At 38.5% G+C, this 15,668-nt stretch carries 17 protein-coding genes; 11 read left to right on the top strand and 6 right to left on the bottom strand.

What is annotated here, in order from left to right:
• Positions 1 to 13: 13 nt before the first annotated feature.
• From GO621_RS10795 to GO621_RS10810, 4 genes are all read left to right on the top strand, one after another.
• Positions 14 to 1,078, top strand: coding sequence for a glycoside hydrolase family protein (locus GO621_RS10795; RefSeq protein WP_157566877.1), 1,065 nt, complete (start codon positions 14 to 16; stop codon positions 1,076 to 1,078).
• A gap of 145 nt (positions 1,079 to 1,223) precedes the next feature.
• On the top strand, positions 1,224 to 3,644 hold the full coding sequence (gene galB, locus GO621_RS10800) for a beta-galactosidase GalB (RefSeq protein ID WP_157566879.1): 2,421 nt from the start codon (positions 1,224 to 1,226) through the stop codon (positions 3,642 to 3,644).
• 265 nt (positions 3,645 to 3,909) lie between these two features.
• Positions 3,910 to 4,434: a helix-turn-helix domain-containing protein gene (locus GO621_RS10805; protein ID WP_157566881.1), complete on the top strand. Its 525-nt coding sequence runs from the start codon at positions 3,910 to 3,912 to the stop codon at positions 4,432 to 4,434.
• A gap of 7 nt (positions 4,435 to 4,441) precedes the next feature.
• Positions 4,442 to 4,960, top strand: a complete 519-nt coding sequence (locus GO621_RS10810) for an IS630 family transposase (protein WP_317163435.1) — start codon at positions 4,442 to 4,444, stop codon at positions 4,958 to 4,960.
• Here the strand turns inward: GO621_RS10810 and GO621_RS19220 are convergent.
• The gene (locus GO621_RS19220) at positions 4,957 to 5,088 is read right to left on the bottom strand and encodes a hypothetical protein (RefSeq protein WP_262884990.1); all 132 of its coding nucleotides are present in this window, start codon (positions 5,086 to 5,088) and stop codon (positions 4,957 to 4,959) included. The genes GO621_RS10810 and GO621_RS19220 overlap by 4 nt on opposite strands.
• Before the next feature lie 25 nt (positions 5,089 to 5,113).
• The gene (xerD, locus tag GO621_RS10820) at positions 5,114 to 6,013 is read right to left on the bottom strand and encodes a site-specific tyrosine recombinase XerD (RefSeq protein ID WP_157566885.1); all 900 of its coding nucleotides are present in this window, start codon (positions 6,011 to 6,013) and stop codon (positions 5,114 to 5,116) included.
• Between the two features lie 32 nt (positions 6,014 to 6,045).
• On the opposite strand from xerD, the gene aroQ reads away from it, so the two are divergent.
• From aroQ to GO621_RS10845, 5 genes are all read left to right on the top strand, one after another.
• A complete protein-coding gene (aroQ, locus tag GO621_RS10825; RefSeq protein ID WP_157566887.1) occupies positions 6,046 to 6,459 on the top strand; it encodes a type II 3-dehydroquinate dehydratase in 414 nt (137 codons plus the stop codon).
• Positions 6,460 to 6,515: 56 nt separating this feature from the next.
• Entirely contained in the window at positions 6,516 to 6,875 is a 360-nt protein-coding gene (locus tag GO621_RS10830; protein ID WP_157566889.1) for a hypothetical protein, read from the top strand.
• A 6-nt stretch (positions 6,876 to 6,881) separates the two neighbouring features.
• Positions 6,882 to 7,103: a hypothetical protein gene (locus GO621_RS10835; protein ID WP_198170214.1), complete on the top strand. Its 222-nt coding sequence runs from the start codon at positions 6,882 to 6,884 to the stop codon at positions 7,101 to 7,103.
• Positions 7,104 to 7,282: 179 nt separating this feature from the next.
• Complete coding sequence (locus GO621_RS10840) at positions 7,283 to 7,759, top strand: hypothetical protein (RefSeq protein ID WP_157566890.1); 477 nt, start codon at positions 7,283 to 7,285, stop codon at positions 7,757 to 7,759.
• Between the two features lie 185 nt (positions 7,760 to 7,944).
• A complete protein-coding gene (locus tag GO621_RS10845; RefSeq protein ID WP_157566892.1) occupies positions 7,945 to 8,757 on the top strand; it encodes an SDR family NAD(P)-dependent oxidoreductase in 813 nt (270 codons plus the stop codon).
• 152 nt (positions 8,758 to 8,909) lie between these two features.
• Here GO621_RS10845 and GO621_RS10850 read toward each other — a convergent pair whose 3' ends face one another.
• The 4 genes from GO621_RS10850 to GO621_RS10865 all read right to left on the bottom strand — a co-directional run bounded on the left by GO621_RS10850 (position 8,910) and on the right by GO621_RS10865 (position 12,103).
• Entirely contained in the window at positions 8,910 to 9,413 is a 504-nt protein-coding gene (locus GO621_RS10850) for an SRPBCC family protein (RefSeq protein WP_157566894.1), read from the bottom strand.
• Positions 9,414 to 9,484: 71 nt separating this feature from the next.
• The gene (locus GO621_RS10855) at positions 9,485 to 10,054 is read right to left on the bottom strand and encodes a Crp/Fnr family transcriptional regulator (RefSeq protein ID WP_157566896.1); all 570 of its coding nucleotides are present in this window, start codon (positions 10,052 to 10,054) and stop codon (positions 9,485 to 9,487) included.
• 252 nt (positions 10,055 to 10,306) lie between these two features.
• Positions 10,307 to 11,062, bottom strand: coding sequence for an SDR family NAD(P)-dependent oxidoreductase (locus GO621_RS10860; protein ID WP_157566897.1), 756 nt, complete (start codon positions 11,060 to 11,062; stop codon positions 10,307 to 10,309).
• 6 nt (positions 11,063 to 11,068) lie between these two features.
• Complete coding sequence (locus tag GO621_RS10865; RefSeq protein ID WP_157566899.1) at positions 11,069 to 12,103, bottom strand: LacI family DNA-binding transcriptional regulator; 1,035 nt, start codon at positions 12,101 to 12,103, stop codon at positions 11,069 to 11,071.
• A 291-nt stretch (positions 12,104 to 12,394) separates the two neighbouring features.
• On the opposite strand from GO621_RS10865, the gene GO621_RS10870 reads away from it, so the two are divergent.
• A complete protein-coding gene (locus GO621_RS10870) occupies positions 12,395 to 13,960 on the top strand; it encodes a GH39 family glycosyl hydrolase (RefSeq protein WP_157566900.1) in 1,566 nt (521 codons plus the stop codon).
• A 33-nt stretch (positions 13,961 to 13,993) separates the two neighbouring features.
• Positions 13,994 to 15,181, top strand: coding sequence for a mannonate dehydratase (gene uxuA / locus GO621_RS10875; protein WP_157566901.1), 1,188 nt, complete (start codon positions 13,994 to 13,996; stop codon positions 15,179 to 15,181).
• The last annotated feature ends 487 nt before the right edge of the window (positions 15,182 to 15,668 follow it).

Genomic DNA, 15,668 nt, shown 5'->3' on the forward strand with positions numbered 1-15,668 from the left:
CGATAAAAGAAGCATGAACAGGAAAGATTTTATCATACAACTTTCCATTTTATCAGCAGGAGCCTGCGTATCAAAAGGATACGCAGGCTCTTTGTTGTTGGATGGGGAAGAATCAGCATTTGCCAAACATTTAAAACCCGTTGGCCGGGCAATGGAAACAGAAGGTTATTACGTTTGGTGCAGCAGTCCGATTGAAGGGCCGGACGGAAAAACGCATTTGTTCTTCTCCCGTTGGGACAGTAAAAAAGGTATGGGCGGCTGGATTAACGGGAGCGAAATCTGTCGTGCTGTTGCTGATTCTCCTGAAAGTCAATTTCAATATGTAGAAACGATTTTTAAACCGAGGGCAGGTTTTTTTGATTCTACAACCTGTCATAACCCATTAATCAAATTTGTAGATGGTAAGTATTGCTTGTTTTACATGGGAAATTCCAACGGTAAAACCAACACCAAACGCATTGGACTGGCTTTTGCCGATTCTTTAAACGGACATTGGAAAAGGCCGGATGCACCTTTATTAGAAGCCGGGCCGGCAGGGGCGTGGGACGATCATTGCACTACCAATCCGGCTTTTATCAAACATCCCAACGGGCAATACTGGTTGTATTATAAATCCTGGAACACGCACGATTTTGAAACGGATACCGGTCCGATCAAAGGAAACCGTAAATATGGTTTGGCCATTGCAGATAAATTGGAAGGACCGTATATTAAATATAAAGGCAATCCGATTATTGATTTCTCCGGAAAAGGAAATAATACTCAGTTAGAAGATGGTTTTGTATGGATGGAAAAAGATAAGTTTAAAATGATTGCCCGGGATATGGGCTTTTATAACCATGAAGATGGCATTATTATGGAATCCAGGAACGGCATCAATTGGAATGAACCCAAAATTGCCTATTACGAAGCCAACCATTACATCCAGCAGCCACCACCGCCAAAGTATCTTAAAAAGTATGGAAGGTTTGAACGTCCGCAGATTTTATTTAAAAATGGAAAACCGGCTTACTTGTTCACCGCTTCGCAAGGCGGAAAATACATGACTTCCTCAACTTTCATTTTCAGGATTACCTAAGCATGCTTCTTTTAGCACATAAAAATTGGTGCTAAAAGAAGCATGTTATTTTTTGCAATTAAAAAAGCGTTGGGCATTTATAATTAGTTCAAAACCTGTTAACTTGCCCAACTTGTTATCTCAATCAATTCATAACCTGAAATCCATGAAAAAGTATTCTTTCCATCTGCTTACCATGCTGCTTGCAATAACTGTTTCGGCACAAGCGCAAACCAAAAACATTCAGAATTTTGACCAGGATTGGACTTTTAATTTGGGCGATGTTTCCAATGCGAAAAATACAGATTTCAATGATTCCGGCTGGAGAAAATTAAACCTGCCGCACGATTGGAGCATCGAAGGGAAATTCAGTAAAGATAATCCGGCAACACCCGAAGGAGGTGCGCTGCCAGGCGGAATTGGCTGGTACCGTAAAACGTTTACCATTCCCGAATCCTCCAGAGGAAAAATTATTTCGATTGATTTTGATGGCGTTTACCAAAAAAGCGAGGTCTGGATCAACGGACACCGTCTGGGTTTCCGTCCGAACGGTTACATTTCTTTCCGTTATAATTTAACGCCGTACTTGTTTTATGGCACAAAAAAGAATGTAATTGCGGTTAAGGCAGATAATTCAACGCAGCCAAATTCACGCTGGTATTCTGGTTCCGGCATTTACCGCCATGTTTGGCTGGCCACCAATAATAAAGTTGCGGTTGATCATTGGGGAACTTTTGTTACCACACCCAAAGTTAGCGCACAAGCTGCAAGCATCAACTTAAAAACCACCATCAGAAATTATACAGGAGCTACCCAAACTGCTGTTTTAACCACCATTATTTATGATGCTTCCGGTAAAATTGTGATGATGAAAACCATTCCAGGCATCAGCGTAAAAGATTCGATAAAAGAAGTATCGCAGGATTTCACCCTCAACAATCCAAACTTGTGGTCGGTTGATAAGCCTTACTTGTACAAAGTTGTATCCAAAGTAACTGATGAAAAATCTGTTTCTGATAGTTACGAAACCCCGCTTGGTATCCGTTATTTTAATTTTGATGTAGATAAAGGTTTTACTTTAAACGGAAAGCCAATGAAAATTCTGGGCGTTTGCGATCATCATGATTTAGGAAGTTTAGGTGCCGCGGTTAACAAACGTGCATTAGAACGCCAATTGGAAATTCTGAAAGGAATGGGCGTAAACGGAATCCGGACTTCGCACAACCCGCCTGCACCTGAATTGCTGGATTTGGCCGACAAAATGGGTTTTATTGTGATGGATGAAGCTTTTGATGTTTGGAGAAGAGGAAAAAAGAAATATGATTATCACTTGTACTTTGACCAGTGGCACAAACGTGATCTGGAAGATCAGATCCTGCGCGACCGAAATCATCCAAGTGTGATGATGTGGAGCATCGGCAATGAAATTCCGGAACAAACCGATAGCAGTGCAATTGGTATTGCAAGAGATTTGGCTGCAATTGTACATAGTTTAGATACCACGCGGCCAATTACCAATGCAAATAATAATCCCGGAACGAATAACAAAATTATACAATCTGGCGCGGTAGATTTAGTTGGATACAATTATCACCACACAGATTTAGCCGGTTTTCATGATCGTTATCCCGGCAAAAAATTCATCGGCACAGAAACTACTTCAGCTTTAGAAACCCGTGGCGTTTATGATATGCCGTCTGACAGTATCCGCAGATGGCCAAATAATAGAAATTACGAGAACGGAAAAGGAGGTATGAATGCAGATTATACCGTTTCGGCTTACGATAATGTTTCTGCACCTTGGGGATCAACGCATGAAGAAACCTGGAAGGTGATTAAGAAATATGATTTTCTTTCGGGCATGTTTATCTGGACAGGTTTTGATTATTTAGGTGAGCCAACGCCATATTCCTGGCCGGCACGCAGTTCTTATTTTGGAATTGTAGATCTGGCAGGTTTCCCGAAAGACGTTTATTATATGTACCAAAGCGAGTGGACAGACAAAACTGTTTTGCACATCTTCCCGCATTGGAACTGGGAAGCCGGAAAAACAGTGGATGTTTGGGCCTATTTTAACCATGCAGATGAAGTGGAACTGTTTTTAAACGGAAAATCTTTAGGCGTAAAAAAGAAGACCGGAGATGACCTGCATGTAATGTGGCGCGTAAAATATCAACCCGGAACATTGAAAGCAGTTTCGAGAAAAGACGGCAAAGTGGTTTTAACACGCGAAATTAAAACGGCAGGAAAACCTGCAAAAATCCAGCTCTTTGCAGATCGTTCAACCATTAAAGCTGATGGGTCGGACCTTTCTTTTATCACGGTAAAAATCCTGGATAAAGATGGTAATGTAGTTCCTGATGCAGAGAATCTAGTCAACTTTAAAATTAACGGGGATGCTTTTATTGCAGGCGTAGATAACGGCGATCCGGTTAGCCATGATCCGTTTAAGGCAAATTACCGCAAAGCTTTTCATGGTTTGGCTTTGGCTATTGTTCAATCTAAAGAAAAAGCGGGCAAAGTTAGCTTTACGGCTACGGCAGCAGGATTGGCGCCAGCTACAATTTCACTGCAAATGATTAAATAATAAAAACCCAAATATGAAGAAGCAGGAACAAAAGGATAACATTCAGAAAGTTAAATTCCTTTATTTCCTGCTTCTTCTTTAGCCCAGGAACTTTATCCGCCTGATCTTCCAACTCAACCATGGCATAATCAGGAACGTACTTTAGTTATCCAATGCATTTGGTTTTGGAATTGGATCATGTTCCGTTTCGTACTCCTTAATTAAAATACTTATATAAAGTCTAATATATTTTTACAATTATATTAAAAAGTGTTATCTTGCATAGATGAGCAAGATAGCCTTAACAATAAAGAATTACACATCAGAGGAACTCAGGTCTTTATTGCGAAAAGATGAGAAGTTCCAGCAAGCAGTAAGGTTGTATGCGTGTTATCAGGTTTCCCTTGGCAAACGGTCCCAGGAGTTGGAATCTATATATGAGACATCATTTAAGTCGATCTGTAATTGGGTAAACCGTTTAAATGAAGGCGGGGTAGAAGCCTTGGTTGATAAAATAAAACCGGGCAGGAACAACCGGCTTGAGGCAAATGAATTACAGGCGATAAAAGCGATTTTATTAAACAAAAAACCTGCTGATTATGGTTATAACAGTGCCACATGGACAGGGCCTTTATTGATCGAATTGATTAAAAAGGAATACCATGTCAGTTATAAAAAGGCGCAGGCCTATAATATATTGAAGAAATTAGGATTAACTTTCCAAAAGGGAAAAGGCGTTTACCCGGAAGCAGAAGACCGGGAAGAAAAGGTAAGTGCTTTAAAAAAAACTCCGGGAGTCAAGGGAAGCTAATGCAGTAATTGTATTTCAGGATGAGGCCAGTTTATCAAACACCGCTACGGTTTCGTATAGTTGGGCAGAAAAAGGGAAGCAGCCAAGAATAAATCAGAAGCAACGAAAACGGGAAAGAAAGACCTTGTTTGGTTGTATAGAGCCCGAAACCGGCATTGTCATTACAGACAAAGCGGACAAAGGCAACACAGCCAGTTTTTTTAGCTTTCTATTGCTGGTGGTTAAAAAGTATCATGACCGAAAGGTGGTAATGGTTTTAGACAATGTACCTTATCACCATGCCAAAAGATTAAAACCAGTCTTGGAAAGATATAAACATCGAATAGAACTTGCCTACCTTCCGCCATATTCCCCCGACTTGAACCCCATTGAAAGGGTCTGGTGGTATATGAGAAAGAAAATTACCCATAATCGATATGTTCAAAATCTGCAAGATAGGATTAACAACTTTGATACCTTCATGAACGACTTTAGGGTTGAAAATGAAATCGGCAAGGCTTTAGCTAAATTAATTGTAAATATTTAGTGGACTTTATATAACACTTCAAATTCATCAGACTTTGTCGAATTCTCTTTAATATCCGTTTGCATCAGTTCGTAAACACGGACCAGTGCATCATTATATTGATTTTCTGTTTTAATTGGTTTTAACATAGCAAACAAATTTAAAAACGTTTTATCAGCTCCTCGGATGATACTGAATAATCGTTTCCCTCAAATATTCTCTATCCAAATGCGTATAAATTTCCGTCGTAGTAATGCTTTCATGGCCTAACATTTCCTGTACAGCACGTAAATCGGCACCGCCTTCAATTAAATGCGTGGCAAAAGAATGCCTGAAAGTATGCGGACTAATGCTCTTTTTAAGGCCAATTTTTTCGGCCAGATCTTTAATAATCATAAAAATCATGACCCGCGAAAGTGCCGCGCCCCGTTTGCTTAAAAACACAAAATCTTCCTGGCCTTTTTTGATATTGAAATGAACGCGGATTTCCCTTAAATATATTTTTAATAGTTTTTGAGCCTGTTCTCCAATGGGCACCAATCTTTCTTTGTTTCCTTTTCCTACAATCTTGACGAAATCATCTTCTAAATACAAGTTGGAAATTTTTAAAGTGATCAGTTCCGTAACGCGTAAACCACAACTGTAAAGTACTTCCAGCATAGTTTTATTACGGAAACCATCAGGCTTGGAAAGATCGATTGCGCCAATTAAAGCATCAATATCTACAATGCTCAATGTATCCGGCAGTTTGCGCTGCATTCGTGGAGATTCGATGAGTTCGGCTGGATTGTGCGAAAGCAGGTTTTCCATCAGCATAAATTTATAAAATGCTTTAATACCCGACAGGGTCCTGGCTTGCGAAGCCGACGTCATTCCCAACTCATTTATCCATTGTATAAATGCTTTTAAATCCTGCGAAGTTATCGTTTCCGGCTTTCGTTCCGGCTGCAGCGAAAGGGCAAATTGCTGCAATTTATTCATATCCTGCAAATAAGCATCGACAGAATTAGGCGACAAAAATTTCTCCAGCTTTAAATAAGAGCGAAAACCGTTAATGGTAGAAGGCCAGTCCAAAATATTTTACAGATTATCGTTATGTTTGGGTGATGAAGATACAAATTATCAACGGACCAAACCTAAACCTGCTGGGCGTGCGCGAACCTTCGGTTTATGGCAATGCTTCTTTTACCGACTATTTTTCTGAGTTGAAGCAACGTTATCCTGAAATCGATTTCAGTTATTTTCAAAGCAACAAAGAAGGCGAGCTGATTGACAAAATCCAGGAAGTTGGTTTTGATTATGACGGAATTGTGCTGAATGCCGGAGGTTACACGCATACTTCTATTGCCATTGCAGATGCGATTGCTGCGGTAAAAACGCCGGTGGTAGAGGTGCATATTTCCAACGTACACCAACGGGAGGCTTTCCGGCATCATTCTTATTTATCTGCCAATTGTAAAGGTGTTATTCTGGGTTTTGGTTTGGATAGTTATCGGTTGGCGGTGGAGAGTTTTTTTTAGGTGAGCGAGTTAAAAAACTTTTTTAAATAGAAGGATTAATCTTATCTTTATATAAGATGGAATTAGAATTTGATATAACAAAATCTTTTAATGAGGATATAGCCCTATTGTCTTTCCCCCAAAGAGAAAACATAAGGAAACAAATAAACGCTGTTTCTCAATCGCTGCTGAATGGCAAAACTGCTTTTAATGAAGATTCATCTATTCCGTATATTTTTAATTTAAAAGACGGGCTTGAAAGTTCTTTATTTGTAATTAGGGCAGATCAGGACAACCGTATTATTGCTGCTGTGGATGAAGATCCAATATTCGATAAAATTTCACTTACACTTTTTCGGATTGTAAATAAAAACCAAGCCGAAAATGTTTATAAAGAAGTTGGTAAGGAAATATATTCTAAATTAGGTATTTTATAATCACCAATGGCAGAAATAAAAGTTTTGTTAGATGCGTATGGAATTATTTACGAAGCTAATAAAATACTTCCTTCTGATGAATTGAAAATAAAATTTCTGGAAGCTTTAGCCGAACTGGAAGATAACAAGGCACATAAAGTTCATCAATTTCCAAAAACACGCCTGCATAAAGTGGTTGGTGTAAAACAAAGTATTTACAGGGCTGATATTGATAAAATATCAGGCTAGAGAATACATGTTCAATACATAAATAAAGAATTGCACTTAAAAGATGTGATTAACGGACAATTGCATGATGATGTGGTTCGGGTAATCCAATCAAAGAAAAACCGGTATTCCTGAATGTAATTATCGATGGCGTTGATTTTAATGCAGTAATTGGTTTTCAATATTAATAGACCTGCAAAGTGAAAAAAACATATTTCTTATCATTACTTCTTCTGATATTTTCGTGTACAAATAATAAAACAAAAGAGGAGGATAATACCAAAGCGGCAAATAGTATTAAAAAAGAGCAAGAAACAGTTGTTAAAGCAGACCCGAAAACATATTTAGTTGGAGATTGGAAAGAGCATTGGGGGATCGGAATGGAAACCAACGTTAATTCTTCAGACCTATATAAAATTGTACTTGGCACAAACGGAAATTTGAGCATTACTTGTCCGGATAAAAAGAAGTTTGCAATAGACCAGGTATTATTTGATGGAAAAGAATTAAGTTTTAGAAAGCAAAACAAATCATACCCAAAAGGTAAGTTCTATGTTTATTACCGGTTGAAATTGCATGATGATTATAATTGGATGGAAGGGCCAATCACCAATAATAAGAAACAGAAAGATTATGTGAAGTGGGAAAAGATAAATACTACAGAAGAAAAGAGATAGCTTGAGCTTTAAATATGCTCCAAAGATTTTTCTAAAACCTTATCTACAGATTTGATAACTACAAATATTCCTCGCTAAACATTTCATGATAAATCCGGTTTCCCTAAAACGGATATCAGTGCTAACCATGCTTCTTTTACCACATAAAATATAACTATCAATCCATTTCATTCTTTAAATCTATTATGAATTTATCTATTGCAGGAAAAACAGCCGTTATCACCGGAGGCGATTCTGGAATCGGACTGGAAACAGCCAAATTATTAGCTGCCGAAGGGGCAAACATTGTTTTATCAGATTTAAAACCGGATGCACTGGAAAAGGCCGCAGAAGAAGTACGTAAACATGCGACGGGAAACAGCAAAGTAATTACGCTGACTGCAGATTTGGCAAAGAATGAATCTGTAATCCAATTAGCTGATGCCGTTCAAAAACAATTTAACGGAGCAGATATGCTGGTGAATTGCGCAGGTGCACGCGGTGCAGCAGGTGATTTTTTAAAGCTGACAGACGACGACTGGTACGAAACCATTAATATTGATTTAATGGGTGCCGTGCGTGTTTGCCGCGCTTTTATTCCGCAGTTACAGCAAAAAGGATGGGGACGGATTGTGTTGATTTCTTCAGAAAATGCTTATCAGCCTTATGAAGAAGAAAGCCCGTATAATGCTTGCAAAGCTGGAATTATCAACCTGAGCAAATGTTTATCCAGAGCTTATTCGAAAGATAAATTACTGATTAACTGTGTTTCGCCGGCATACATTCATACACCAATGACAGATGCGATGATGGAAGAACTGGCTAAAGAACGCGGAACTTCGGTTGATGAAGCGGTAAAATGGTTTCTGCAAAATAAACGGCCAAATATAACAGAGCAACGCAGGGGAGAACCACACGAAGTTGCTGCTGTAATTGCTTTTTTATGTTCTGAACAGGCCAGTTTTGTTAACGGCAGTAATTACCGTGTTGATGGTGGTTCGGTAGAATCAGCTTTTTAGGTGATAAAAGAAGCATCCGACTCTTGTTAGATGCTTCTTTTGTATAGTGCTTTTTAAGTTTTTAAAGAAATAAAATTATGTTGTAAAAACAGTATCAATAGAACACAAACAGGTTAATTTGATTTATCGCATATTTATCCTGTTTTGCAAAATTATTCTGACGTACGTTTTAGTGCGTTGATAGATTCAATCATGTCTTTTTCAAGTGTTTTTTGAAAAGGTTTTTGGAACAACCACGCCAGGAATCCTTGCATGCTTTCACTTACTATAACTTTTGTTGATGATCCGTTCACTTCAACAAAACTCCATGTATGAACTGCATAAATAGTGTAAACCGATCCGGTCCAGCCAAGTTGGCTATAAGGTTTAACAGTACGCAGGGTAGAATGAATGGTCATACCACTTGCTTTCCAATCAAAGGTTGTATTGGGTTTTAATACACCATTAAGCTTTGTTTGGCTAACATTAGGCAACCAATTATTCCAATCCTTAATGTTTGCCAGTACTGTCCAAACTTTTTTCGGACTTGCTTTTATAATTATTGTTTTGGTAGAATATATAGGCGCCTTTGGGTTTGCAGAATTTACCGATACTTCCGTGCAGCCAGTTATAAACAACATGCCTGTTAATGCTGATAAAATTGATTTTTTGAACATTGCTTTACTTGATTTTTATAAATCAAAGTTCTAACCAAAATCAGCTTTTACTCTTGATAAAAATCAAGAAGTTATTCCAGTTTCTTTTTTCTCAAACGACTTAGGGTTTCTGGTGTCATGCCGAGCATGGAGGCAATATATTGTAGCGGAACTTGATTAAATAATTCTTTCTGATTTTCAAAAAACAACTTGTATCTTTCTGCTGCTGTCATTGATAAAAGCATAAATATTCTATCTTCTAAAAATGTAAAGCAGCGTGCTATAAATAATTTTTCAAGTTGATGCCATTTTGGAATAAAGTTTCCAATCCGATTGTAATCATCAGTTTTAATAGTGTACAATTCACAGTCCGTTAAAGCTTGTATATTATATTTTGTTGGTTTATTGAACATGATTCCTGCAAGATCAGTAACGAAATATCCTTGAGTTGATATCCACTGCGTTACTTCTTTTTTTTCTGTTGCTACATACACCCTTATCAGCCCTGATTTATGAAAGCTTAGTTTATTGCAAATTTGGCCCGCCTTCAAAAAATAATCACCTTTATTTAAAGTAGTTAGTTGAAAGTAAGAGCTGATTTTGGAAATATCATCTAATGTTACTCCAAAATAAGAATGTATATATTGTTCAAGTACCGTCATTAATGTTTGAATAATTGCTGTTTAAGCATTCTGCTTAAATTGTATTAAACAATTATAATACTTCCTTTGGTACAAAAATAAGTTATGTTGGTATCAAACATATTAAAATGAATAATAAAATCAGTTTTTATACGATAAAAGAAGCATTATAATTATTCAATCATTTTTTAAAATACAATTAGAATTTCTACAAAAACTACAAGCAGATCCAAGGAATAACTTCAATTAAACTTGTGCTAAAAACAGCATCAACTAAAACCCAATCGAATTTCCGCCATCAACCGGCAAAACAACGCCGGTAACATATTTAGCAGCATCGGTAGCAAAATAATACACGGCTTCCGCTATATCGGCAGGTTCGCCTAATTTGCCCATAGGTGTGCGCGACATCACTTTGTTTTTTCTTTCCGGGTCACTGTCCAATGCTTTTGCCGACATATTGGTGGCGATAAATCCAGGCGCTACACAATTTACACGGATGCCTTTTGGCGAAAGTTCAACGGCCATCGCTTTCGTCATGCCTTCAATGGCTGATTTTGCAGCCGTGTAAGAGATCACGTAAGGAATGCCATAACGTGCTGCCATCGAACTGATGTTGATGATGCTGCCGCTTCCTTTTTCCAGCATAAAACGGGTTACTTCACGGCTCATGGCAAAAACAGCAGTGGTATTGGTTTGGATGATGTTCTGGAAATCTTCATCCGTAACTTCCATAAAATGTTTTTTCTGATTGATGCCGGCATTGTTCACCAGAATATCAATCTTGCCATGTTCATCAACAATTTCTTGTATCAATTGCGGAATACCTTTCAAATCCTGTAAATTGTAAACTTTGTAAGTACACAATTCACCCAGGCTTTCAGCAACTTCTTTTAAGTTGTTTTCGTTCCTGCCGATGATAATGGTTTTGATATTGCTCTGAACCAATTTTTTAGTAATAGCTAATCCAAGTCCGGATGCACCGCCGGTTACAATTGCAATTTTAGATGCTTCGTTTATGCTCATCATTTGTGTTTATCTTTTATTTCTGACCGAGGATTCCCGGATAATTAATTCTGATCTTAATATAATACTATGGGTAGTTTTGGTATTCAATTGGTTGGTCAGGTTTCCAATTAGAACGCGTGCAGCAACGCCGCCCATTTCGTAGCCTTTGTAATTTACGGTAGTTAAATTGGGTTCAATTACACAACACATCGGGTCGTTGTTAAAACCTGCAAAAGCAATATCAGCAGGTATTTTGATGCCTTGTTTTTTCATTTCTAACATACAACCTATGGCACAAGAATCATTTGCAGCGAATACCGCATCCGGCCGTACATGCATATTAAGAATTTGTTTTGCCGCATCTGCGCCATCTGCAGAACTTAGGCTGTTGATCAAAACCAAATCCTCATCAAACGCCAATTGGTGGTCTGCCAATGCCTGTTTGTATCCTTTAAACCGTTCGGCATATACGTTCCGTAATTGGTTACCTGTTAAATGGACAATTTTTTTACAACCCTGTTCAATCAAATGGGTAGTTACTTCGTACGCAGCTTTGTAATTATCAATAAAAATGGTTGGATATTCGGCATGTTCAAAAATCCGGTCGAAAAAAATAACCGGTATGCCACGGTTAATAAAAGGTTTAAAATGCTCAATATCTTTTGTATCGTAAGCCAAAGAAACCAGCAAGCCATCCACACGGTTATTAAACATTGCCCTGGCATTGCTAACCTCTTTTTTTACCGTTTCTAACGACTGGCTGATGATGAGGTTATAATTTGCTTCGTTAACCACCTGTTCCATGCCTGCAATCACGTCAGACATAAAACTGCTGTTTAGCCTGGGCACAATAACACCGATAATATTGCTGCTTTTTTTGCGGAGGTTACTGGCAAAAGCATTTGAGCGATAACCCATCTCGTGCGCCGCATCAGTAATTTTTTTCTTGGTGTTTTTATTAACACCCGGATGGTCTTTTAAACCACGGCTAACGGTAGCGGCAGAAATATTTAATTTTTTGGCAATATCATAGATGGTGATCTCTTTTTCCGGTTCGCTCATTTTTATCTGCTATTAGCAACAGCTTTGCAACAAGTTGTATTTGTCAGGGTTATTTAAAGTATTTATAATTGCTGTTCATTATTAGGGTTGAACTTAAAATCAGGATAAATATAGTTATTTTAATCTTTTGCAACCGATTGCAAAAATATATTTTTAGGTTTACTTCAAGTACGGAGAATCCATTTAAATTTACTTTTGAACTGTTTTTTACGCAACACCTGGAGTTGATGGATTTAGGCCGGTAAAAGAAGCATGCTGTTTTTACCGGTGTTTTTTATGTATGATAAACCTATGAAAATATTTTTATTGATTTTAAGCCTTATTTTCCCGCAACTGCTTTTGGCACAACAACCTGCAACCCGTTTAATTGCCCTTGATGCCGGCCTGGTAAAAGGAAAACTGGACCGCAGTTATAATTTTTGTGTGGGCGCAGGAAGGGCAAATGAAGGTTTACGTGCCGACTGGCAGCGGCAATTGCGGCAAACCAAACAGGAACTGGGTTTCCGTTACATCCGTTTTCATGGATTGCTGACTAACGATATGGGCGTTTACCAGGAAGATAAAAAAGGAAATCCAATTTATAACTGGCAATATTTGGATGAATTGTTTGATTTCCTGCAAAGTATCAACATAAAGCCTTTTGTAGAATTAGGTTTTATGCCGAATGCTTTGGCAAGCGGTAACAAAACGGTTTTTTGGTGGAAGGGAAATATTACCCCGCCAAAAGATTACCAGAAATGGAACGGTCTGATCAAGAACCTGCTTTTACACTGGAAGCAGCGTTATGGCGAAACGGAAGTAAAAACCTGGTATTTTGAAGTTTGGAACGAACCGAATTTAAAGGATCTCTTTTTCAGCGGAAACCAGGAAGATTATTTTAAATTGTATCAGGAAACAGCAAAAACCATCAAAGCAGTTTCCAAAGATTTTAAAGTTGGCGGGCCGGCAACGGCAGGAAACGCCTGGATACCGGAGTTTATCAATTTTTGCGTGGTAAAAGAAGTACCGGTAGATTTTATCAGCACGCATACTTATGGCGTTAAACAAGGTTTTTTAGATCAAACCGGCGATGTTGGAACAATTGTTAGTCAGGATAAAAACGCTGTTTCTTCTGATATGATCCATACTAAAGAAATCATACAAAAATCAGCTTTGCCAAACCTGGAATTGCATTATACGGAATGGAGTTCTTCCTACACGCCAACCGACCCCATCCATGACAATTACCAGGAAGCTGCTTATATTTTGGATAAGATAAAAAAAGCATCCGCATCGGTCAACTCCATGTCGTACTGGACTTTTACTGATATTTTTGAAGAATTAGGCCCGCGGATGACACCTTTTCACGGTGGTTTTGGTTTGATGAACTATCAGGATATTAAAAAGCCTGCGTATTATGCTTATCAGTATCTGAACCAGTTGGGCGACCAGGAATTGGTTAACAACGATGCAAGTTCAATTGCAACTAAATCCAAGAACGGAAACTTGCAATTGCTGCTCTGGGATTTTACCATTACGCATCCCGGAGATTCTGTAAACGATCAGGTTTATTTTAAACGGGACCTTCCTGCAAAAACCATTGCTCCGGCCCAAATCAGCATCAGGCATTTAGCTGCCGGAAAATATCAAATCCAATTGTACAAAACCGGTTACCGCAGCAATGATGCGTATGCTTCTTTTATCGGCCTAAAATCTCCACCACAATTAACGCGCGAACAAGTAACCCAGATCAAAAAGCAGAACGATAACCGCCCAATTTCTACCGTTACGGTTCAGGTTAAAGCTGATGGAAAACTGGAAAAAGAATTACCGATGCGGGAAAATGACGTGCTTCTTTTATCAGTAAAAAAAATGTAGTAATTATGCCGAACTTTATAATCACCTAAAAATATGACCGCTAATTTAGAACAAACCTTTCGTTGGTTTGGCCCTTCGGATGCTGTTACGCTGGCTGCCATCCGTCAAACCGGTGCAACCGGAATTGTTAATGCTTTGCACCACATTCCGGCAGGCGAGGAGTGGAGTGCCGACGAGATCAGAAAAAGAAAGAAAATAATTGAAGATGCCGGTTTAAGATGGTCTGTGGTAGAAAGTGTGAACATCCACGAAAGCATTAAAACTGCTTCAACTGAACGGGATAAATACATCGAAAAATACATCACTTCCCTGAAAAACCTGGCCGCCGAAAATATCAAAATTGTTTGCTACAATTTTATGCCTGTGCTGGATTGGACGCGCACCAATTTAGATTTTCGTTTGCCAAACAATGCATCCGCTTTGCGTTATCATGCACCGGCCGTTGCTGCTTTTGATTTGTATATTTTAGAGCGGGAAGATGCTTTTAAAGAGTTTTCTCCGGAGCAACAGCAGGCAGCAAAAACTTATCTGGACAGTATTGACGAGGCGGAAAAAAGTAAACTAATCAACAATGTTTTGGCAGGATTGCCCGGAACAGACGAAGTTTTTACGATAGCAGAGTTCAGGGAACATCTGAAAAAATATGCCCAGACAGATGCCAAAGCTTTGAAAGAAAATTTAGCTTATTTTTTAAAAGCGATTATTCCGGCGGCAGAAGAACTGGGCGTTAAAATGTGTATCCACCCGGATGACCCACCGTTCCCGATTTTAGGTTTGCCACGCGTGGTTTCTACTGAGCAGGATTTGAAAGATCTGGTTGATGCCGCACCTTCGCCAAGCAACGGGTTAACTTTTTGTACCGGTTCTTTAGGTGCAAGAGGCGATAATGACCTGCCCGGAATGGTAGAAAGATTAGGCCAGCACATCCATTTTTTGCACTTAAGGAACGTACAGCGCGAAGCAGACGGCAGTTTTTATGAAGCCGACCATTTGGGCGGAAGTACAGACATGTACGCGGTAATGAAAAACATTATCCTGGAACAAAAGAAACGGGAGGCGGCTGGAAGAGAGGATATTGCCATCCCGATGCGCCCCGATCATGGCCATAAAATCCTGGATGATTTTAATTACAATACTTATCCCGGTTATTCTGTTTCCGGAAGGATGAAAGGATTGGCCGAATTGAGAGGCTTAGAATTAGGCATTAAAAGAAGCATGTAAAAAAGAAATGCCGGAAAAATTTTCCGGCATTTTAAATAATAATTTTAAGTAACACTATTGAAGTTTGGACAATTATAAATTATATTTGTATTAGAATTTAAGACAGGATAATACTCTGGGAAGCCATAAAAAGCAGGACAAAAATCTGGTCAGTCTTACTAAGAAAAACCTCTTAATTGAGGTTTTTCTTGTTTATGAAGCTTTTGATTGATCAAATTAACCTTCTTTAATATGTTGTTTACCGATATTCCATGTACTCAGGCCCCAGTCCAAGCATTTTCTTGTAATCCTTGTATCCAAAATCACTAAAGACCTATAAGGTTTTCAAAACCTTATAGGTCTTTAGTGATTAACCGGGTAAAAATTGGTGTTTGTATTTAATCGATCAAAAAAACAATGGTTAACATTTTTAGGTGATAAAAGAAGCATCGCCCCCAAAAAAAGAGGCCCAGAAAAAAAGTTTAAACAACTTCTTAGCTAACTCAAA

Origin of the sequence: Mucilaginibacter arboris (assembly GCF_009754915.1) — a bacterium.
Taxonomy (GTDB): domain Bacteria; phylum Bacteroidota; class Bacteroidia; order Sphingobacteriales; family Sphingobacteriaceae; genus Mucilaginibacter_A; species Mucilaginibacter_A arboris.